General features: G+C 70.8%; 17 protein-coding genes. 13 read left to right on the forward strand and 4 right to left on the reverse strand.

Translation table 11 applies throughout. The features are described from left to right. The first annotated feature begins 87 nt into the window (after positions 1-87). Positions 88-297: a hypothetical protein gene (locus tag EPL03_RS09000; protein ID WP_135829005.1), complete on the forward strand. Its 210-nt coding sequence runs from the start codon at positions 88-90 to the stop codon at positions 295-297. Beyond that, positions 284-511, forward strand: coding sequence for a hypothetical protein (locus EPL03_RS09005; protein WP_135829006.1), 228 nt, complete (start codon positions 284-286; stop codon positions 509-511). Before EPL03_RS09000 ends, EPL03_RS09005 begins: the two co-directional genes overlap by 14 nt. A 192-nt stretch (positions 512-703) precedes the next feature. Here the strand turns inward: EPL03_RS09005 and glmM are convergent, their stop codons facing one another. Together glmM and EPL03_RS09015 are read right to left on the reverse strand one after the other, a co-directional pair. Next, entirely contained in the window at positions 704-2,014 is a 1,311-nt protein-coding gene (glmM, locus tag EPL03_RS09010) for a phosphoglucosamine mutase (protein WP_135829007.1), read from the reverse strand. A 34-nt stretch (positions 2,015-2,048) separates the two neighbouring features. After that, positions 2,049-2,609, reverse strand: coding sequence for a DUF7344 domain-containing protein (locus tag EPL03_RS09015; RefSeq protein ID WP_135829008.1), 561 nt, complete (start codon positions 2,607-2,609; stop codon positions 2,049-2,051). A gap of 495 nt (positions 2,610-3,104) precedes the next feature. Between EPL03_RS09015 and EPL03_RS09020 the strand changes: the two genes are divergently transcribed. The 6 genes from EPL03_RS09020 to EPL03_RS09045 are packed head-to-tail and all read left to right on the forward strand — an operon-like array spanning position 3,105 to position 9,470. Next, positions 3,105-3,743 carry an N-acetyltransferase gene (locus EPL03_RS09020; RefSeq protein ID WP_135829009.1) on the forward strand — a complete coding sequence of 213 codons (639 nt, stop codon included), beginning with the start codon at positions 3,105-3,107 and terminating at the stop codon, positions 3,741-3,743. Positions 3,744-3,777: 34 nt separating this feature from the next. After that, positions 3,778-4,866 carry a DegT/DnrJ/EryC1/StrS family aminotransferase gene (locus tag EPL03_RS09025; protein ID WP_280178843.1) on the forward strand — a complete coding sequence of 363 codons (1,089 nt, stop codon included), beginning with the start codon at positions 3,778-3,780 and terminating at the stop codon, positions 4,864-4,866. Further along, positions 4,856-5,926, forward strand: coding sequence for a Gfo/Idh/MocA family protein (locus tag EPL03_RS09030; RefSeq protein ID WP_135829010.1), 1,071 nt, complete (start codon positions 4,856-4,858; stop codon positions 5,924-5,926). The genes EPL03_RS09025 and EPL03_RS09030 overlap by 11 nt, the downstream gene beginning before the upstream one ends. Continuing rightward, positions 5,923-7,347 carry a nucleotide sugar dehydrogenase gene (locus tag EPL03_RS09035; RefSeq protein WP_135829011.1) on the forward strand — a complete coding sequence of 475 codons (1,425 nt, stop codon included), beginning with the start codon at positions 5,923-5,925 and terminating at the stop codon, positions 7,345-7,347. Before EPL03_RS09030 ends, EPL03_RS09035 begins: the two co-directional genes overlap by 4 nt. Before the next feature lie 3 nt (positions 7,348-7,350). Next, positions 7,351-8,391, forward strand: a complete 1,041-nt coding sequence (locus EPL03_RS09040) for a polysaccharide deacetylase family protein (protein ID WP_135829012.1) — start codon at positions 7,351-7,353, stop codon at positions 8,389-8,391. Further along, the gene (locus tag EPL03_RS09045; RefSeq protein WP_135829013.1) at positions 8,388-9,470 is read left to right on the forward strand and encodes a GNAT family N-acetyltransferase; all 1,083 of its coding nucleotides are present in this window, start codon (positions 8,388-8,390) and stop codon (positions 9,468-9,470) included. The genes EPL03_RS09040 and EPL03_RS09045 overlap by 4 nt, the downstream gene beginning before the upstream one ends. 494 nt (positions 9,471-9,964) lie before the next feature. On the opposite strand, the gene EPL03_RS19935 is transcribed toward EPL03_RS09045, so the two are convergent. Then, positions 9,965-10,132 (reverse strand): DUF7331 family protein, encoded by a 168-nt coding sequence (locus EPL03_RS19935; RefSeq protein ID WP_168216220.1) that lies wholly within the window; start codon positions 10,130-10,132, stop codon positions 9,965-9,967. 243 nt (positions 10,133-10,375) lie between these two features. Between EPL03_RS19935 and EPL03_RS09050 the strand changes: the two genes are divergently transcribed. From EPL03_RS09050 to EPL03_RS09070, 5 genes are all read left to right on the forward strand, one after another. Next, complete coding sequence (locus EPL03_RS09050) at positions 10,376-12,310, forward strand: hypothetical protein (protein WP_135829014.1); 1,935 nt, start codon at positions 10,376-10,378, stop codon at positions 12,308-12,310. A 6-nt stretch (positions 12,311-12,316) separates the two neighbouring features. After that, positions 12,317-13,783, forward strand: coding sequence for an oligosaccharide flippase family protein (locus EPL03_RS09055; RefSeq protein WP_135829015.1), 1,467 nt, complete (start codon positions 12,317-12,319; stop codon positions 13,781-13,783). A gap of 175 nt (positions 13,784-13,958) precedes the next feature. After that, positions 13,959-15,542, forward strand: coding sequence for an alkaline phosphatase family protein (locus EPL03_RS09060; protein ID WP_135829016.1), 1,584 nt, complete (start codon positions 13,959-13,961; stop codon positions 15,540-15,542). Positions 15,543-15,560: 18 nt separating this feature from the next. Continuing rightward, positions 15,561-16,511: an NAD-dependent epimerase/dehydratase family protein gene (locus tag EPL03_RS09065; protein WP_135829017.1), complete on the forward strand. Its 951-nt coding sequence runs from the start codon at positions 15,561-15,563 to the stop codon at positions 16,509-16,511. 257 nt (positions 16,512-16,768) lie between these two features. Then, positions 16,769-18,151 (forward strand): S8 family peptidase, encoded by a 1,383-nt coding sequence (locus EPL03_RS09070; protein ID WP_244605229.1) that lies wholly within the window; start codon positions 16,769-16,771, stop codon positions 18,149-18,151. 24 nt (positions 18,152-18,175) lie between these two features. On the opposite strand, the gene EPL03_RS09075 is transcribed toward EPL03_RS09070, so the two are convergent. Continuing rightward, positions 18,176-19,045, reverse strand: a complete 870-nt coding sequence (locus tag EPL03_RS09075) for a CheF family chemotaxis protein (RefSeq protein ID WP_135829019.1) — start codon at positions 19,043-19,045, stop codon at positions 18,176-18,178. Positions 19,046-19,191: the final 146 nt, after the last annotated feature.

Genomic DNA, 19,191 nt, shown 5'->3' on the forward strand with positions numbered 1-19,191 from the left:
GCGACCGAGATTAGTACTTAAATTCTATAATCTACATTGAGTAGGAGTCGGAAGGTTTTTGAACCAGTAATGGACCGTTGAACACGCATGGCACGCGACGAGACGGCACGCGAGAGCGGTTCCGAACAGTCCCTCCTCGAACGTCGGTCGCACCTCCGGCTGGCGGGTGCGGCCGCGGCGACCGCGGCCGGGGCGAGGCCGCCGACTGGCCCGTCCGAGCGCGACCGACGCCGACGCGGAGCCGACGCCGAACTCGGGAACGAGTCGAGCCGGGAGGACGGCGATGGCGACGAATAACGTCGAGGCCGGCCGCGAGCGCTGGCGGGACGTCGCACGCGACCCCGACCCGACGGACCTGGGCTACGACATCGCCGACTGGGAGGTCGTCCGCGCCCGGAAGGACGACCGGGGCCACCTGATGTTCCTGCCCGAGGACGAGCAGCGGCTCCGCGAGGAGGCGTTCATCGTGGCCGAGGCCGACTCGGTCTGCGACGTGGTCGACCGACTCTAGGGGATTCGCGTGGGTCCGAGTCCTTCGTATCGCCTTTCGCGGTCGACGGTAGCTCGGACGGTTTCGAGACGAGCGCGACCGACACCGGGGCGGTAGCTACGTCCGCGCCGGAGTGAACGAACGCCGACGTACGCCAAAGCGACCGGTCGGCGACGCGCGTTCGGACACCGAGGAGCCGAAAGCCGAACCCCGCTACGCCTCGTCCTCGACCAGCCGCCTGGCGTTCTCGAACAGGTCGTCGACCCGGGTCCGGCTCCGGGCCTCCGCCGTGACCCGGACCAGCGGCTGGGTCCCGCTCGCGCGCACGAGGAACCAGCCGTCGTCGGTCTCGGCGCGGACGCCGTCGAGCGCGTCCACCTCGTCGTACGCCGCGCGGACGCGCTCGCGGACGCGGTCCATCACCGCCGCCTTCTCGTCGGTTCGGACGCTCCCGCGCCGGAGCGGGTACGTCTCGATCTCGTCGACGAGTCGGCCCAGCGGCCGCCGGTTGGCGACCAGCGAGGCCAGCCGACACGCCGCCAGCGGGCCGTCGGGACACAGCGTCTCCGCGGGCCATATCCACGCGCCGCTGGGCTCGCCGCCGAACGCCACGCCCGACTCGCCCGCCCGCTCGGCCACGTACACGTCGCCCACGCGAGTTCGCACGACCGAGACGCCCCGGGATTCGAGCGCGTCCGCGACCGCCAGGCTGGTGTCGACCGGCACCGCCACCTCGTCGCCCGGCGTGGCGGCCTCGCGGGCGAACAGCGCGAGCAGCACGTCGCCCGACACGAACTCGCCGTCGGCGGTCACCGCCCGCATCCGGTCGGCGTCGCCGTCGTGCGCGACGCCGAGGTCGGCGTCCGACGCCGCGGTGAACTCGACCAGCCCCGCGCAGTTCTCGGCGGTCGGCTCGCTCGGGCGCGCGGGGAACGCCCCGTCGGGCGTGGCGTTCAGCGTCACCACGTCGTGGCCGAGTCGCCGGAGCGCGGCCGCCGTGACCTGCCCGACGCCGTTGCCCACGTCGACGACTATCGAGCAGTCGCCGTCCGCGGCCGCGTCGGCGAGCGCGTCGACGTGGCGGGCCGGTGCGCCGTCCCACTGGGTTTGCTCGCCCAGCGCGTCCCAGTCGGCGAGCGCGTAGTCGTCGGCGCGCACGCGGGCCGCGACCGCCTCGCGCTGGGCCTCGTCGAAGGCCTGCCCCGAGGGGTTCCACAGCTTCAGTCCGTTGTCGCGGGGCGGGTTGTGGCTCGCGGTCACCACCAGCCCGGCGTCGGCGTCGCGCCAGCCGACGCTCCGGGCCACCGTGGGCGTGGCGGCCTCGCCGAGTCGGAGCGCGTCCGCGCCACACTCCCGGAGGCCCGCCGCCGCCGCGTCCGCGAGCGCGCGGCCGCTCTCGCGGGCGTCCCGGCCCACGACCACGCGGTCGTAGCCCTCGCTGGCGAGCGCCCGCCCGACCGCCAGCGCGAGGTCGCAGGTCACTTCCTCGCCGATGCGTCCCCTGATTCCACTGGTTCCGAACATCAGTTTACCCCTCCAGTACCGCCGATTCCGACCATCAGTTCTCCTGTCCGTTCGCCCGCGCCAGTTCGGGCGGCGTGCCGAGGTCGCCGCCGCGTCGATACGTCAGGAAGTGGACGACCGCCGAGACGCCGAACGCCGCCAGGATGACCGTCGCCAGCACCAGCCCGGGGACGAGCCCGAACACCGGGAGGTCGAGCCACACCGCCGCGACCAGCACCGAGCTGACCCCCACCAGTCCGAGGTAGTACCGGTCCCACGGGAACTCCGAGTTCGAGACGTCGCCGAGATACAGGTCGAGGTCGGCGGCCCGGTCGGCGAGCCGGACCACGCCCTCGTCGCGGTCGTAGGCCACGACGCCGGCCTCGTCGAGCTTCGGCAGGTGGGTCTGGTAGAGCGAGATGTACACGCGCTTGCGCTGCTCGGTGGTCAGCGCGGCGGTCGTGGTCTCGTTCTCCCACGCCGCGACCTGCTCGGTCAGGTCCGACAGCTCGGCCGCCCCGCCCTCGCGCCGGAGGTAGTAGAGCGCGTACCGACGCCGGGGGCTCTTCAGCACCTCGAACACCTCGTCCTGGGAGAGCGAGTCAGCCCGAGACATGGTCCCGTCGTGGACTGCCGGTCGTCCGCAACGGTGCGCGCTCGGGCCACCCCGACCGGGGGGACTTCCGAAGGTGAGACCGCCGCATACACACGGACTCGTCGCATCGGCACTTTGTTACCCAGTTGCTGCGCCCGGGTAATCCGCAGGTACGCCCGGTCGTACCCCGGATACGCGCCGACTGTCGGACCGCGACGGGCGGGGAGCGCGACCGTCTGGCTCGGCCGCCGCAGGGCGACCGGGGGCCCGAATCCGCAGGCTGGCGCGACGATAGGTCGGCTGTACTCCCGGCCAGGCTCCGTATAACAAAGGAGTGACACGGGGACTGGAACCACGACGCCCGGTTCGCCGCCCGGCGGCAGCCCGCGTCGGCCCGCGACCCCCGTTCGCCGGTCGACGGCCCGCCCTCGGGCGGTACGGTCGGGCAGACCGACTCACCATGAACCTGTTATCGATTCCAGCGGCCCGAGTAACTCCCCGCGGAGGTGACCCCGGATGACGAACGTCGACTCCCACCCCGGTCGCGACCGGTCCGACGACGACCGCGGCCGGCTCGACCCCCGGCTCGGCGACGACTGCGACGTCTCGCCCGACGCCACGGTGGGCCTTCGCCACAGCGAGGACGCCTCGCCGCCCGTGCTGGGCGACCGGGCCACCGTTCGGTCCGGAACCGTCGTGTACGCCGACGTGGAGGTCGGCGACGACTTCACAACCGGCCACGACGTCCTCGTGCGCGAGGACACCGTCATCGGTGACGGCGTGGTCGTCGGCACCGACACCGTCGTCGACGGAACGACCACCATCGGCTCGCACGTCAGCCTCCAGACCGGCGTGTACGTCCCGACCAACACCGAAATCGGCGACGAGGTGTTCGTCGGTCCCCACGCGGTGCTGACCAACGACCCCTACCCCGTCCGCGAGGAGGTCGACCTCGTCGGGCCCACGCTCGACGACCACGTCTCCGTCGGCGCGAACGCCACCCTGTTGCCCGACGTGACGGTCGGCGAGGGGTCGTTCGTGGCGGCCGGCGCGGTCGTGACCGAGGACGTGCCACCGGAGACGCTGGCGGTGGGCGCGCCCGCCGAACACCGGGCGCTCCCCGACGAACTCGACGGGGGGAACGACCTCGCATGACGGGCGCGTCCGTCACGACAGAGGTGACCCGCGCGTGACCGAGATACCCATCGCCGACCCCGAACTCGGCGAGCGCGAAATCGAGCGCGTCCGCCGGGTGATGGAGTCGGGCGCGCTCGCGGACGGCCCCGAAGTCAGGCAGTTCGAGGAGGAGTTCGCCGAGTTCTGCGGGACCGACCGCGGGGTCGCGACGTGCAACGGCACGGCCGCGCTCCACGCCGCGCTGGTCGCGCTCGGCGTCGGCCCGGGCGACGAGGTGGTGACCAGTCCCCTCTCGTTCGTGGCCAGCGCCAACGCGGTCCGGCTGGCGGGAGCCGAGCCCGTCTTCGCCGACGTGGACCCCGAGACCTACACGCTCGACCCGGACGCGGTCGAGGCACTCGTCCGCGAGCGCGACGACGTGGCCGCACTCCTCCCGGTCCACCTCTACGGGCTGCCGGCCGAGATGGACCACCTGCTCGACGTGGCCGACGACTACGACCTCGCCGTAATCGAGGACGCGGCCCAGGCCCACGGCGCGACCTACCGGGGCGAGCCGGTCGGCTCGCTCGGCGACGCCGCGTGCTTCTCGTTTTACCCGACCAAGAACATGACCACCGGCGAGGGCGGGATGATAACCACCGACCGCGGGGACGTGGCCGAGCGGGCCGCCAGCTTCGTCAACCACGGCCGGCCGCCCGACGGCGGCTACGACCACGTCCGGGTCGGTCACAACTTCCGGCTGACCTCGCTGGCGGCCGCCATCGGGCGGGTCCAGCTCGACCGACTGCCCGGCTACAACGCGGCCCGGCGGGCGAACGCGGCCTCCCTCACCGACGCCCTCGCGGACGCGCCGGTGGCGACGCCGACCGAACCCGACGACCGCCGGCACGTCTACCACCAGTACACCGTGCGGGCCGACGACCGCGACGGACTGGCGGCCCACCTCGAGGAGGTCGGCGTCGGCACGGGCGTCTACTACCCGACGCCGATCCACGCCCAGCCCTGCTACGAGGGCGCGAGTCCCGACGCGCCGGCCGCCGAGCGGGCGGCCGAGCGCGTCCTCTCGCTGCCGGTCCACCCGAACCTCTCGGAACAGGACCTCCGAACCATCGCCACAGCCATCACCGAGTATGACCACTGACTTCCCCGATTCGACCGACGAGGCGAGCGACCCCGACGAGAGCGATACGACCGCGCGAGCCGACGGCGGCGCGCCGGCCCACCCCGACGCGACCGACGCGGCGGTCGTCGGCGTCGGCAGCATGGGTCGCCACCACGCCAGAGTGTACAGCGAGCTTCCGGACGTGAACCTCGTGGGCGTCGCCGACGCCGACGTCGAGACGGCCCGCGAGGTGGCCGACGCCCACGGCACCGTCCCGATGGACCGCGAGGCCCTGCTCGACCGAGCCGACGTGGCCTCGGTCGCGGTGCCGACCCGGTTCCACGCCGACGTGGCCGCCGAGTGCGTCGACGCGGGCGTGGACGTGCTGGTCGAGAAGCCGTTCGTGGCCGACCCCGCGCGGGGCCGACAGCTAATCGAGCGCGCCGACCGCGAGGACGTGACGATACAGGTCGGCCACGTCGAGCGGTTCAACCCCGCCATCCGGGCGCTGTCGGACGTGGTGGCCGACCTCGACGTCATCGCGGTCGACGCCCGGCGGCTCGGGCCGCCGCCGGAGGGCCGCCAGCTCGACCGAAGCGCGGTGCTGGACCTGATGATACACGACATCGACGTGGTGCTGGCGATGCTGGGCGACGAGCCCGACGACGTCTCCGCGCGGGGCGCGAAGGACAACCAGTACGCCGCCGCGAACCTCTCCTTTCCGGACGGGACGGTCGCCACGCTCACCGCGAGCCGGGTGACCCAACAGCGGGTCCGGCGGCTCGCCATCACCGCAGAGGAGTGTCGGGTCGACGTCGACTACATCGACCGGTCGGTCGAGATACACCGCCACTCGCTGCCCGAGTACATCGAGGACAACGGGGACGTGCGCTACCGCCACGAGAGCATCGTCGAGCGCCCAACGGTCGAGACGGGCGAGCCGCTGAAGAACCAGCTCGAATCGTTCGTGACGGCCGCGACGACCGACGCCGACCCCGTGGTGTCGGCCGAGGACGGGCTCCGGGTGCTCGAAGTCGCCCGGCGCATCGACGAGGCGGCGGCCGACGCCAGGTCCGAACCGGAGGTGAGCGCGCGGTGACCGCGCGCGAGCCGGTTGGGCTCTACGGCGCGGACGATTCCGGCGACCGCTCCCCGGCCGCCCAGCGCGAGGCGCTGCTCTCGGGGCAGGTCCCGGTCGCGGTGTACGGCCTGGGCAAGATGGGCCTCCCGCTGGCCGCCGTCTACGCCGACGTGACCGGCAACGTCGTCGGCGCGGACGTCGACGAGGACGTGGTCGAGGCGGTGAACGCCGGGGAGTGTCACGTCGAACGCGAGCCCGGCCTGCCCGAACTGGTCGCGGCGACCGTCTCTCAGGGAGCCTTCGAGGCGACCGCCGACCCGGCCGAGGCGGCCGCGCGCGCCGCGGTCCACGTCGTCATCGTGCCCACGCCCATCACCGACGAGAAGACCGCCGACCTCTCGGCGCTAGAGTCGGTCGCCCGCGACGTGGGGGCGAATCTCGACCGCGGCGACGCCGTGTTCGTGGAGTGTACCGTGCCGCCCCGGACCTGTACCGACCTGCTCGAACCCCTGCTGGCCGAGCGGGCCGGCCACGACGAGTTCGGACTGGCGTTCTGCCCGGAGCGGACGTCCAGCGGGCGGGCGCTGACCGACGTCCGGGGCGCGTACCCGAAGGTCGTCGGCGGCGTCGACGACGAGAGCGCCCGGGTCGCCGAACTGGTGTACGGCCAACTCACCGACAACGACGTGCTGACGGTCTCGGACGCGACCACGGCCGAGTGCGTGAAGGTGTTCGAGGGGCTGTATCGGGACGTCAACATCGCGCTGGCCAACGAACTCGCCACGTTCGCCGACGAGTTCGGCGCGGACGTCCGCGAGGCCATCGGGGCCGCCAACACCCAGCCGTACTGCGACATCCACGACCCCGGCCCGGGCGTGGGCGGCCACTGCATCCCCTACTACCCGTACTTCGTCGTCAACGAGTTCGACCGCGAGGCCCGACTGCTCGAAACCGCCCGCGAGGTCAACGACTCGATGCCCGCGTTCACGGTGGAGACGCTGACCCGCGAGATGGACGCGGCGGGCCGGGACCTCGCGGACGCGACGGTCGCAATCCTCGGGCTGACCTACCGGCCGGGGGTCGCCGAAACCCGCGCCACGCCCGCCCGTCCGATAGCTGAGCGACTGTCCGACCGGGGCGCGGACGTGGTGGCGGTCGACCCGATGCTCGACGACGCCGAGGGGTTCGCGGCGGAAATGATATCGCAGGATGGGATTTACGACCGCGACCTCGACGCGGTCGTGCTGGTGACGCCCCACGAGGAGTTCGACGGCCTCGACTGGGAGCGGTTCGACCCGCTGGTCGTCGTGGACGGCCGCGACAGCCTCGACCTCGCGGAGACCCGACACCGGGTGTACGCCATCGGGCGCGGCGTGACCGCGACCCCCGAATCGGCGTCGGACCGCGACCCGGTGGAGGTCCCGGAGGCGGGCGAGTGAGGGATGTCCGACGCGACTGACCCCGGATTGTCCGACCCTCGGGTCGCCGGCCGGCCCTCGGCCGTCGCGGACGCCGAGTTCGCCCTGTTGCTGACCCACGACGTGGACCGACCGTACAAGGGCGTCCAGTCGCTCTACCACGCGGTGCGTCACGGCGACCCCCGGCAGTTGAAGGGCCTGCTGCCCGGCGTGAACCCGTGGTGGCAGTTCGACGACATACTCGACCTCGAAGCGTCGCTGGGCGTGCGGTCGGCGTTCTACTTCCTGCGGGAACCCCACCTCCTCGCGCGCGACCCGAGCGACTGGGTCGACCCGTTCTACTGGGTCGAACACGCCGGGCGGTACGACCCCGACGCGCCCGAGATGCGCGACCTGCTCGACCGGCTCCGGGCCGGCGGCTGGGAGGTCGGACTCCACGGCTCGTACGACTCGTACGACGACCCCGACCGGCTCCGGACCGAGAAGGAGACGCTCGAAGCCGCGCTCGGCGAGTCGGTGGTCGGCGGTCGCCAGCACCACCTGAACCGCTGCGCGTCGACGTGGGACCACCACCGCGAGGTCGGCCTGCGCTACGACGCCACGCCGGGGTCGGCGAGCGAGTGGGGCTTTCAGCACGGCTACCGGCCGTTCCGACCCTTCGGCGACGAGTTCGTGGTGTTCCCGCTGACGCTGATGGAGGTCGCGCTTCCGGACCCCGGCGAGGCGTTCGCGGCGGCGTGGCGGGTCTGTGCTGACCTGCTCGCGGAGGCCGCCGACAAGGACGCCGTGATGTCGGTGCTGTGGCATCCCCGGCTGTTCGCCGAGCGCGACTTCCCGGGGTACCGGCGGCTCTATCGCCGGCTGGTCGAGCGCGCTCAGGAGATGGGCGCGTGGGTCGGGCCGCCCGCCGACTACTACGACCTGCTGGCCCATCCCGCGCCCGACTCGGAGTCGAACGACGGGGAGTCGGTCGACGGCGTCGCGCGGCACAGGAACCGCCTACGCGGGCGACAGGTGAACGATAACAAAGTGTCGCCCGGCGCGAACGTAGACCCACCAGAATGAGAGTCGAACGACTCGACCTGTCCGAGTGGGAGTCGGCGCTGCCGAACGAGGGGTTCGAGGTCTTCCACCTGCCGGAGGCCCTCGACGCACTCGACCGCCACACCGACGCGGAGATGCAACTGTTCGGCGGGTTCAAGGGCCAGCAACCCATCGCGCTGTTGCCCGCGTTCGTCCAGCGCAAGTCGGTCGGCACGGCGGTCACCTCGCCGCCGCCGGGCGCGGGCGTCCCGCGCCTCGGGCCGATACTCATGCCGACCAGTCCGAAGCGTCGCAAGCGCGAGAAGGTCAACAACGAGTTCACCGCGTCGGTGCTGGAGCGCGTGGGGACCGACCTCGACCTCGACGAGCGACTCGCGGCGGCGGGCGTCGACTCGCCGGTCGCCGAGTCGGTCCTCGACCGGCTCGACGTCGACTCGCGGCTCACCCTGTTCCGGATGGCGTGCAACGCGGCGTACGGCGACCCCCGGCCGTACGCGTGGGGGAACCTCCGGGTCGAACCGAGCTTCACCTACGTCCTCGACCTGGCCGACCGAAGCGTCGAGGACGTGCGCAACTCCTTCTCCAAGAGCCTCCGGCGCGAGATACGCGACGCCGAGGAACTGGACGTGACCGTCGAGACCGAGGGGCTGTCGGGAGCCCGCGAGGTGTTCGAGGCCACCGAGCGTCGGTACGGCGAGCAAGACGAGTCGTTCGACCTGACCTGGTCGTACGTCCGGGACCTGTTCGAGGCGCTGGGCGAGCGCGCCCGCACCTACGTCGCCCGCAATGCCGCCGGCGAGTACCTCTCGGGCATCACGGCGCTGTACTCGAACGACGCCGCGTACTTCTGGCAGGGCGGCGCGAAGGCCATCTACGAGGGGACGGCGGTCAACAGCCTCATCCACTGGCGACTGATCGAGGACGTCGTGGCGGACCCGCCGGTCGAGTCGGTCACCCAGTACGACCTGATGGGCGCGAACACCGAGCGCCTCTGCCGGTACAAGGCCAAGTTCGGCGCGGACCTCGTGCCCTACTACGTGGTGGAGTCGCGGGGCGCGGCGATGAACGTCGCCAAGCAGGCGTACCAGCTCGTGAAGTAACACCGCGAAGCCCACAGCTCGCGATTTTTCGCTGACTCCCCGCCGAGCGACCGGCGTGTATCGCCGGTCGCTCGGCTGGTCGCGCTCGACTAACCAACCGCCGAAGATGCGCTCGACTGACCAACCGCCAAGGATGCGCTCGACTACACAGCGGCCCTCCTCGGCGGACTGAAAGGGCGAGGCGCGCTCGCGGGCCGCAGGCCCGTGGTCGTCTCAGCGACCTCTATTCGACGCAACTACGTCCGTCGAATATGTCGCTGAGCGACCGTCTCGTGAGCGAAGCGAACGAGACCTCGGAAGTCGCATGCCCGCGCAGCGAAGCGAGCAGGAACGTCTTCCGGTGGCGAGCGCGCCGAGAGCGTTCGGGGAGTCGTTTGCAGTTCCGGTGTTCGAGAGCGCACCGAGGGCGTTCGGGAAGTTGGTTGCAGTTCCAGCGTTTGTGGAGAGCGCGCCGAGGGCGTTCGAGAAGTTGGTCGCGGTCGGAAAAAAGCCGCCTACGCCAGGTCCTCGACCGCGACCGCCGCGTCCGACCGGAGCCACGCGTCGGGGTTCCGGGTGTCGAACACCACGGTCTCGCCGTCGCCGACCTCGTAGTCGACGTACCTGTCCGTCCTCGCGTCCGCCCTGTCGCGGTTGTTCTCGCTGTCGTACGTGTTGGTCATTGGGGGTCGTCCCACTTCGTCGGGTAAGTGGGTTTCTATCGGTAACTTACCGCCCGAGAGTGATAAGGGTTCGCACCCGACGCAGGTTTGCCGGGGTCGGGCCCGCGGGGCGGTCGCGGCGGCTCTCGAACCCCGGCGGTGCCCGTTCTCGGAGCCTACGGGGCGTCAGGCCCACCATAACAAAGCCCGAACGCGGGGTGGTGTCGAGGTAGTACGCGTCCGGTCGGGCGCGGGTATCTCACCATGGATTCGGACACTGTGGATTCGGACACGACTGCGTTCGGGAGACGGGAGAAAGGCGCGCTGCTGGTCGGGTTCGCGGCGTTCGCCGGGGCGGTACTGGTCGCTCACGGGTCGCCGCCCGACGGATACGAACTGTCCATCTACGCCGGGACGCCGACGACGTTCTGGGCCGGCGTCGGGGTCGCGTTGCTGGTGGCAGTCGGCGTCGGACTCGGCGGCACGGGGGCGGCGCGGCGGCTCGCGCTCGTCCTCGGCGGGGCGGCGACCCTCTCGGTCGCCGGCCTGCCCGTGTTCCGGTCGTACTACTTCTTCGGGGCTGGCGACTCGCTGACACACCTGGGATGGGTCAAGGACCTCACCGCCGGCGAGCTGTCGGTGCTGGAGTTCCTCTACCCGGGCACCCACACCGTCGCGGCGTTCCTCGCCGACGTGACCGGGATGGCTCCGAACCGCGCGCTGCTCGTGACCGTGGTGGCGTTCGTCGGCGTGTTCCTGACCTTCCTCCCGCTGGCGACGTGGACCGTCACCCGGGACCGGCTCGCGACCGCGCTGGCGGCGCTGTCGGGGCTGTTACTCTTGCCGGTCAACACCCTCAGCGTGTTCAACATGGCCCATCCGACCTCCCAGGCTATCATGTTCGCGCCGCTGGTGGTGTATCTGACGGCGCGGTACCTCGTCCGGGCCGACCGGGACACGCTGCCCGTCGGGACGCCCACGGGCGCGCTGTTGGCGGTGGCGGCGGTCGCGATAGTGCTGGTCCACCCACAGCAGGCCGGCAACGCGCTCGTGGTGTTCGTCGCGATACTCGGCGTCCAGTTTTTCGCGCGGTGGACCGACGGCTGGTCGGTCGAGCGGCTGTCCGACGCGGTGCCGGCGGCCGACCGCCTCCCCGGCTCGATTCCGGCGGTCGGCCGCCTCCGGGACGCGTTGCCGTCGCTCCGGGAATCCGTCTCGTTCCCCGCGGTCGGCCACCGCACCTTCGCGGTCCCGACGGTCGTGCTCGCGGGCGCGTTCCTCGCGTGGACGCCCCGCCACGAGCAGGCTGCCGGGGCCTCGGCGGCGCTGGTCGGAATGTTGCTGGAGGGACCGGAAGTGGGTGCCGACGTGGCCCAGCGCTCGGGGTCGCTCGCCGCGGTCGGCGGCTCGGTCGAACTCCTGTTCGTCAAGCTGTTGCTAGTGAGTCTGGTGTTCTGCGCGCTCGCCGGCCTGCTGGTCGCCGCGAGCGCCCTGGGCCGGGTCGACGACGCCCCGGACGCGAGCGCGTTCGCCCGGTATCTCGGGCTCGCGCTGGTGCCGCTGGTCGGACTCATGGTCGCGTACTTCGTCGTGAGCTACGAACAGCTCCACTTCCGACAGCTCGGGTTCGTGATGGTGCTGGCGACGATGCTGGGTGCCATCGCGCTCGCCCGCGGGACGGACCGGCTCGCGGCCCGGTTCTCGCCCGGACTCGCTCGGACGGTCGTGGGCGCGGCGGTCGTGGTGATGCTGGCGCTGTCGATACCGGCGCTGTTCCAGTCGCCGTACATGTACCAGAGCTCCAGCCACGTCACGGCCGCGCAGGTCGACGGCTACGAGTCGGCGCTCGACCACCAGGGGTCGGCCCCGATGATCGGCGTCCGGGGCTCGGGCGAGCGGTGGACCGACGCCATCCTGGGCTACGAGGAGAGCCGCGGGCGCTCGCCCACGACCGGGAGCCTCTACGAGAGCGAGAGCTACCCCGCGGTGGGGGAGAACTTCACCGGCGCGTACGTCGCCGACCACTACGACGAGAGCTACCTCACGTTCACCGACCGGCTCCGCCGCCAGGAGGTCGAGGTGTACGAGGGCCTGCGGTTCGACCGGGCCGGGTTCGAGTCGTTCGACGCCACGCCCGGGCTGAACCGAGTCCACGCGACCGGCGGCGCGCAGACCTACCACGTCAACGGGACGAGCTGACCATCCATGGACGTGAAAGAGGTCGCGCGGTCGTTCCGCGCTATGCTGACCGCGCGCGTGCTCCACATGGTCGCCAGCGGACTGCTGACGCTGGTGCTCGCCCGGTTCCTGCTGTCCCAGACCGAGTACGGACTGCTCGGCTCGGCGGTGGCGGTCCTCGGGGTCGTCCAGCTGGTGAGCGACCTCGGCATCGGCAAGGCCGCCGCGCGGTACGTCACCGAATACCGCGAGAACGACCCCTCGCAGGTCCCCCACGTCCTCCGCATCGCCACGACCTACCGCGTCGGGGCCATCGTGGCCGTCTGCGTCCCGTTCGCGCTGCTCGGACCCCGCGTCGCGGCCCTCATCGGCCAGCCCGAAATCGGCCACCTGCTCGCGCTCGGCGCGGGGTACATCGCGGTCCACTCGCTGTTCTCGTACTCGCAGGTGCTGTTCCAGGGGTACAACCGCATCACCTACAGCGCGGCGGTCCGGACGGTCGGGTCTGTCGCGCGGCTCGGGTTCGCGGTCGCGTTCGTCCTCGCGGTCGGGGGCGCGGCCGGTGCGCTCGCGGGCTACGTCGTCGGCTACGGCGTGGGTGGGCTGCTCGGACTCGGCCTGCTGTACGTCAAGTGCTATCGCGGCGTCGAGCGCGCCGACGAACCCGAGGAGGGCCTCGCCGAGCGGGTCGCCCGGTACAGCGTCCCGTTGACCGCCACGCGGGGCGCGAACGTACTCGACAAGCGCGTCGACACCATCCTCGTAGGGTCGCTGATGAACCCGGCCGCCGTCAGCTACTACTACCTCTCGAAGCAAATCGTGGGGTTCGTCCAGTCGCCCGCCGCTTCGCTGGGCTTTACGCTCTCGCCGACGTACGGCGAGCACAAGGCCGACGGGCGGACCGACCGGGCGGCCAGCGTGTACGAGACCACCTTGCAGTACGTCCTGTTGCTGTACGTCCCGGCGGCGGCGGGGATGGTGCTGGTGGCCGAGCCCGCCCTGCGGCTCGTGTTCGGCGCGGAGTACGCGCCGGCCGCCCCCGTGTTGCAGGTGTTCGCGGGCTACGTGGTCCTGCAAGCCATCTCGTTCGTCACGAGCGACGCGCTCGACTACCTCGGCCGGGCGCGCTCGCGGGCCTACGCCAAGGGGGCTGCCTCGATATCCAACTTCCTGCTCAACCTCGCGCTCATCCCGGCGTTCGGCGTCCCGGGCGCGGCGGCCGCGACGGTGGTCACCCACGCCGGCTACACGACCGTCAACGTCGCGGTCATCCACTCGGAGCTGTCGCTTTCGGTGGGTCGGCTCGCGCGCCACCTCGCGGTCGTGGTCGGCGTCACGGCCGCGATGTCGGCGGCGGTCTGGGCCGTGCTGACGACCGCGTCGGGAGCCCTCGCGGTCGTCTCGGCGGTCGCGCTGGGCGTCGCGGTGTGGGCCGGCCTGTCGGTCCTGTCGGGACTGCTCGAACCCAGCAGGGTCGTCACCGCGCTGTCCTGACCGGAGTCGCGGTCCCGCGGACCGGTGGGCGCTTCCGTCGGTCCGCGCCCCGACGGTCGACGCTACGCTCGCGTCGCCGGACACAGCCGCCCTGAAGCCCGACAGGCGGGCCATAACAAAGGCCGCGTCGGCCCTCCGGTCGACACCGACGGGCGAGCAGCCCGCCTTCGCCACTATGTCAACGGAACACTCAGACGCGGACCGGGCGTTCGTGCTCGGTCTCGACGGCGTACCGTGGAACCTCGTCGACCGGTGGGTGGACGCGGGGGAACTGCCCAACTTCCGCCGGCTGGTCGAGGACGGCGCGGCCGGCCCGCTGGAGAGCACGATGCCGCCGACGACCGCGCTGGCGTGGCCCACCATCGCCACCGGGACGTGGGCCGACAAGCACGGGGTGTACTCCTTCCGGGGAGTCGAGTCCGACTACACCCACGCGATGAACACGAGCGACGACGTCGCCCGCCCCGAACTCTGGGACCTCGTCTCGCCGGCGGTCGTGGCCAACGTGCCGATGACCTACCCCGCCGACGAGATAGACGGCAAGCTGGTCACGGGGATGATGACGCCCGAGCAGAACGACGGGTTCGCCCATCCGCCCGAGCTCCGCGAGGAGATAGCGGCCGGGATTCCCGACTACCGCATCGGGCTCCCGTGGGAGGAGTTCCGCGACGACCCCGACGGGTTCCGCGACGAGCTCGACGCGTTCCTCGACGCCCGGAAGCGACTCCTCCGGACGCTGATGGACACCGACGACTGGCGGCTGTTCTTCTTCGTGTTCACCGCGCCCGACCGGCTCCAGCACCTGCGCTGGGACGAGGACGTGCTGCTCGACCACTACCGGGACCTCGACGCGATACTCGGCGAGGTGCTCGACTACGCCGCCGAGCGCGAGGCCAACCTGTTCGTGGTCTCGGACCACGGCTTCGGCCCCATCGAGGGGTTCGTCCACACCAACACCTACCTCGAACGCGAGGGCTACCTCGCGCGCAAGGGCGGGTCGGGGCGCGGGCTGCTCGAATCGGTGGGCCTCACCAAGGACCGGATTCGCTCGGCGCTCGACGCGGCGGGCCTCGACGAGCGGGAGCTCCACGACCGACTGCCCGACCGGCTGGTCGAGTCGGTGGCCGCGCAGGTGCCGGGGAGCCACGAGCTGTTCGACGTCGACTTCTCGGAGACGGCGGCGTTCACCCACGGCGCGGGCCACGTCTACGTCAACGACGTCGAGCGCTTCGACCAGGGCGCGGTCGCGCCCGAGGCGGTCCCCCGGGTCAAGGCCGAGATTCGGGAGACGCTCGAAGCGTTGACCGACCCCGAGACCGGCGAGCAGGTGCTGAACGTCTACGACGGCGACGACCTGTTCGACGACGACGAGGACTCGCCCGACCTCGTGGTCCGGACCGGCGGGACGCACCTCGTCGCCAACGGGCTCTCGGACTCGGTGTTCGCGGAGAGCGACATGGACGCGGCCCACCGACCGGAGGGCGTCTTCTTCGCGCGGGGACCGTCCATCGGGGCGGGCACCGCACCGGATGACGCCACGGTGGCGGACGTCGCGCCCACGCTGCTCCACAGCATCGGCGAGCCGGTACCGGCCGACGCCGACGGGCGAGTCCTCTCGGAGGTGTTCGCGAGCGGTTCGGCGGCCGCGGACCGCCCCGTCAGCGAGCGGGCGTACGCCGAGTCGGGCGACGAGGGCGGGGTCGACGACGAGTTCGGCGACGTGGAAGCCCGGCTCCAAGGACTGGGATATATGGAGTAGCCCGGCGAGGATTGGCTCATGGACGGAACTCCATCGGGAGCGGCCGACGCGGACGTCTCCGGGCGGACGGTGCTGATAACCGGCGGTGCGGGCTTCGTCGGCAGCCACCTCGCGGACGCGCTGGTCGACGACAACGAGGTCCGCGTGTTCGACGACCTCTCGGGCGGGTCCCGCGAGAAGGTGCCCGAGGGCGCTGACCTCCTCGTGGGCGACATCCGCGACGGCGACGCGCTCGCCGAGGCGATGGACGGGGCGGACCTCGTGTTCCACGAGGCCGCGATGGTCAGCGTCGAGGCGTCGGTCGAGAACCCGCCGCGGTGCAACCGCGTCAACGCCGGCGCGACCGTCGACCTCCTGGAGCGGGCCCGCGAGGAGGACGCCCGCGTGGTGCTGGCCTCCTCGTCGGCCATCTACGGCCACCCCGAGTCGGTGCCGGTGTCCGAGGACGACCCGAAATCACCCACCTCGCCGTACGGCATCGACAAGCTCTCGCTCGACCACTACGCCCGGCGCTACCACGACCTCTACGGCCTCGAGACCGTGCCGCTGCGCTACTTCAACGTGTTCGGCCCCGGGCAGAATCCGGAGTACAGCGCGGTCGTGAACGTCTTCTTCCGGCAGGCCGCCTCGGGCGGCCCGCTGACCGTCGAGGGCGACGGCGAGCAGACCCGCGACTTCGTCCACGTCTCGGACGTGGTGCAGGCCAACCTGCTCGCGGCCACCACCGACCGCGTGGGCGAACCGTTCAACGTCGGCACCGGCCGGAGCGTGACCGTCAACGAACTCGCCGAGACGGTGCTGGACGTGACCGACTCGGACGCCGAGATAACCCACGTCGACCCGCGCCCGGGCGACATCCGCCACAGCGAGGCCGACGTCTCGAAGGCCGAGCGCGCGCTGGGGTACGACCCGTCGGTGTCGCTCGAAGCGGGCCTGACCGACCTCGCCGAGCGTCGGGGCCTCAGATAGGTCGTCGCCGGTCGCCCGCCGGGACGCGAGCGGGGCGGCGACTCCATTCGTCTCCCTTTCCTTCCTCCACCGAGCTTTCACGTCCGGGGAGAAGTATCCCCTGAAACTTGTATAAATACTATACTATATTCTTTTTGTTTATATCTATAGAAGCAAAGACCTATATCTCGTACATTGTATAAACGTCGTGTAATGTCAGACATAACAGACGAACGTTTCTCAAAGCGGTCGGGACTGCCGCCGGGAGCGCCGCGTTGGTGAGCGGTTCGGCGAGCGCAGACGACGGCGGCGACGGACGGACGCGGTTTCTGATCGACCTCGACGACGTGTCGCGCGACGAGATTCCGGACTCGGTGGACGTGGTCCACGACATCTCTCAAATCGGCGTCCTCGCCGCGCGGGGCAACCCCGACGCGGTCCCCAGCGCGTCCGCGGTCACGGCCGACGTGACCGCGTATCAGGACGGTCCGGTCGAAGAACACGACGAGGACAGCGAGGGTAGCGGCGGTCCGGCGTGGGACAGCGGCGCGCCGACCCGGACCGAACTCCAGTGGGACAAGCGCGACCAGCGGCTCGGCCACCTGACCGAGCGGCCCGACAACCGGCGGGTGGTCCACGACACGACGACGGGCGAGGCCACTCGCGTCGCGGTCGTCGACTCGGGGGTCTACGACGGCCATCCCGACCTCGCCGACGCGGTCAACGCCGACCTGTCGGCCAACTACACGCTCGACTCGTGGGACTTCCGACCCAACGGCGCGGGCGACCACGGCACCCACGTCGCGGGCATCATCGCCGGCACGAACGCCGACGGCGAGGGCGTCCTCGGCACCGCGCCCGACACCGAAATCGTCGCCCACCGCGTGTTCTCCGCGCTGCCGGGCGGCGGCGCGTCGACGGGTGACATCCTCGCGGCGCTCGCGGACGCGGCCGACAAGGGCTGTGACGTCGCCAACTTCAGCGTGGGCTACACCAACTACGACGTCGAGGAGAACCCGGACCTGCTCGACGTCAAGGCGATGTACGAGGACCTCGCGGAGTACGCCCACGAGCAGGACATGACCATCGTCAACTCGACGGGCAACGACGCGGTCGACATGACCCCCGAGGACACGCTCAGCCTGCCGACCGAGGCGGAGGGCATCTTCGGCGTCTCCGCGACCGGCCCCATCGGCTACCTCTGGGACGACGAGCAGTCGAGCCGCGAGGTCAAGAGCCTCAAGACCCTCGACGAGCCGACCGCCACGCCCGCGAGCTACACCAACTACGGTGCCGGCGTGGACGTGAGTGCGGCCGGGGGCAACTACGACACCGACCTTCCCGAGGGGTATTACTACGACCTGGTGTTCTCGACCATCGTCACCGACGACGGGACCGACGACCCCGTCGCGGGCTACGGCTGGAAGGCCGGCACCTCGATGGCGGCCCCGCAGGTCGCGGGCGCGTACGCCCTCGTCCGGTCGCTGCGGCCCGACGCCAGCGCCGAGGCGGTCGAGTCGTTGATAAAAGAGACCGCCCGGGACGGCCCCGGCGGCGAGACCTACCACGGGGCGGGCCACCTCGACCTGCGTCGACTGGTCAGGGAGGCGTCCAAGGGCCGGAAGGGGAACGGAAACAACGGCAAGGGGAACGGTAAGTGAGACGGCGAGGGTCTCACCGCGCCCTCACTTCTCGTTGATGGACTCGCTTGCGATGTTGCGCCCGCGGGTCTTCAGGCTGACCTCGCGGCGCTTGCGGACCTCCTCGAGGACGTCGAGTTCGATGAGTCGCTCGAATATCTCCTCGACCTCGTCGACCTCCATCCCGAGGAAGTCGGGTATCTCGAACGACGAGACGCCCGAGTACAGCGCCATCAGCACCTCCTTCTCGGTCTCGTCGAGTTCAACGCCGCCCTCGTTCTTGCGCTCGCCCTTCTGGAACAGCGTCTCGAGCAGTGCACATCGCCGGGTCTTGCCCGAGACGTAGGTCTGGACGCTGGTGTCGCCCTGCGTGTGCTCGACCTCCAGCACGGTGCGCTGTTCGCCCTGTACGGTCCGGGTCGCGCGCTCGACCGACCCGATGTCGTCGAGTTCGATGCCGACGAAGGTGCCCGACGCGATGGCGACGTTGACCACACCGTCGCCGATCTTGATCCGGGCTTTCTCCCAGTCGGTGTCCTGAATCACGCCCCCTTCGACCGCCGGGTGCTTGGTCAGGACCATCTTCTGGTTGAGCAACGCGCCGTACACGTCGGTCTCGAAGTCGTCGATGTCCTTGCTCGACGACAGCAGGACGACGTTGTTCGCGAACTCGACGCTCAAGTAGTCCGAGACCGACGCCACGGCCTGATTCACGTCGTAGCGACCACGGAGCCCCTTTATCTTCGAGAGCGGGATGGTCCGCTTGCCCTGATTGCCCGCCAGCACCAGTCGCTTGTTCGACAGCAGGATGCGGCCGCTGGTCCACTCGGGGTCGTTGAGCTTCCGGCCGTTCTTGACCACCTGCAGGAACCGCCCCTTCGTGTCGGTGATCTTGTGCTCGCCTTCCTCGCTCATGCGTCGTGTCCACGATCTCGGCGGGGTCGCTCGCCCGGAACGCGTCGGACGCGAGACGACGGCCGACGGTCGAGCCGGTGGTCGGTGGCTCCGCGACGGTGAGCCCCCGCGCCGGTTCCGGAGATTGATACCCTCATATCGGGACG

The sequence above is a fragment of the Halorussus halobius genome (genome assembly GCF_004765805.1).
In the GTDB taxonomy this organism is placed as follows: domain Archaea; phylum Halobacteriota; class Halobacteria; order Halobacteriales; family Haladaptataceae; genus Halorussus; species Halorussus halobius.

Bases quoted from the DNA above. Each gene is read 5' to 3' on its own strand.
- EPL03_RS09040 (WP_135829012.1), top strand. From the start codon at position 7,351: ATGTCCGACGCGACTGACCCCGGATTGTCCGACCCTCGGGTCGCCGGC.
- EPL03_RS09030 (WP_135829010.1), top strand. From the start codon at position 4,856: ATGACCACTGACTTCCCCGATTCGACCGACGAGGCGAGCGACCCCGAC.
- EPL03_RS09015 (WP_135829008.1), bottom strand. From the start codon at position 2,609: ATGTCTCGGGCTGACTCGCTCTCCCAGGACGAGGTGTTCGAGGTGCTG.
- EPL03_RS09050 (WP_135829014.1), top strand. From the start codon at position 10,376: ATGGATTCGGACACTGTGGATTCGGACACGACTGCGTTCGGGAGACGG.
- EPL03_RS09005 (WP_135829006.1), top strand. From the start codon at position 284: ATGGCGACGAATAACGTCGAGGCCGGCCGCGAGCGCTGGCGGGACGTC.
- EPL03_RS09055 (WP_135829015.1), top strand. From the start codon at position 12,317: ATGGACGTGAAAGAGGTCGCGCGGTCGTTCCGCGCTATGCTGACCGCG.
- EPL03_RS09000 (WP_135829005.1), top strand. From the start codon at position 88: ATGGCACGCGACGAGACGGCACGCGAGAGCGGTTCCGAACAGTCCCTC.
- EPL03_RS09075 (WP_135829019.1), bottom strand. From the start codon at position 19,045: ATGAGCGAGGAAGGCGAGCACAAGATCACCGACACGAAGGGGCGGTTC.
- EPL03_RS09045 (WP_135829013.1), top strand. From the start codon at position 8,388: ATGAGAGTCGAACGACTCGACCTGTCCGAGTGGGAGTCGGCGCTGCCG.
- EPL03_RS19935 (WP_168216220.1), bottom strand. From the start codon at position 10,132: ATGACCAACACGTACGACAGCGAGAACAACCGCGACAGGGCGGACGCG.
- EPL03_RS09065 (WP_135829017.1), top strand. From the start codon at position 15,561: ATGGACGGAACTCCATCGGGAGCGGCCGACGCGGACGTCTCCGGGCGG.
- EPL03_RS09060 (WP_135829016.1), top strand. From the start codon at position 13,959: ATGTCAACGGAACACTCAGACGCGGACCGGGCGTTCGTGCTCGGTCTC.
- glmM (WP_135829007.1), bottom strand. From the start codon at position 2,014: ATGTTCGGAACCAGTGGAATCAGGGGACGCATCGGCGAGGAAGTGACC.
- EPL03_RS09020 (WP_135829009.1), top strand. From the start codon at position 3,105: ATGACGAACGTCGACTCCCACCCCGGTCGCGACCGGTCCGACGACGAC.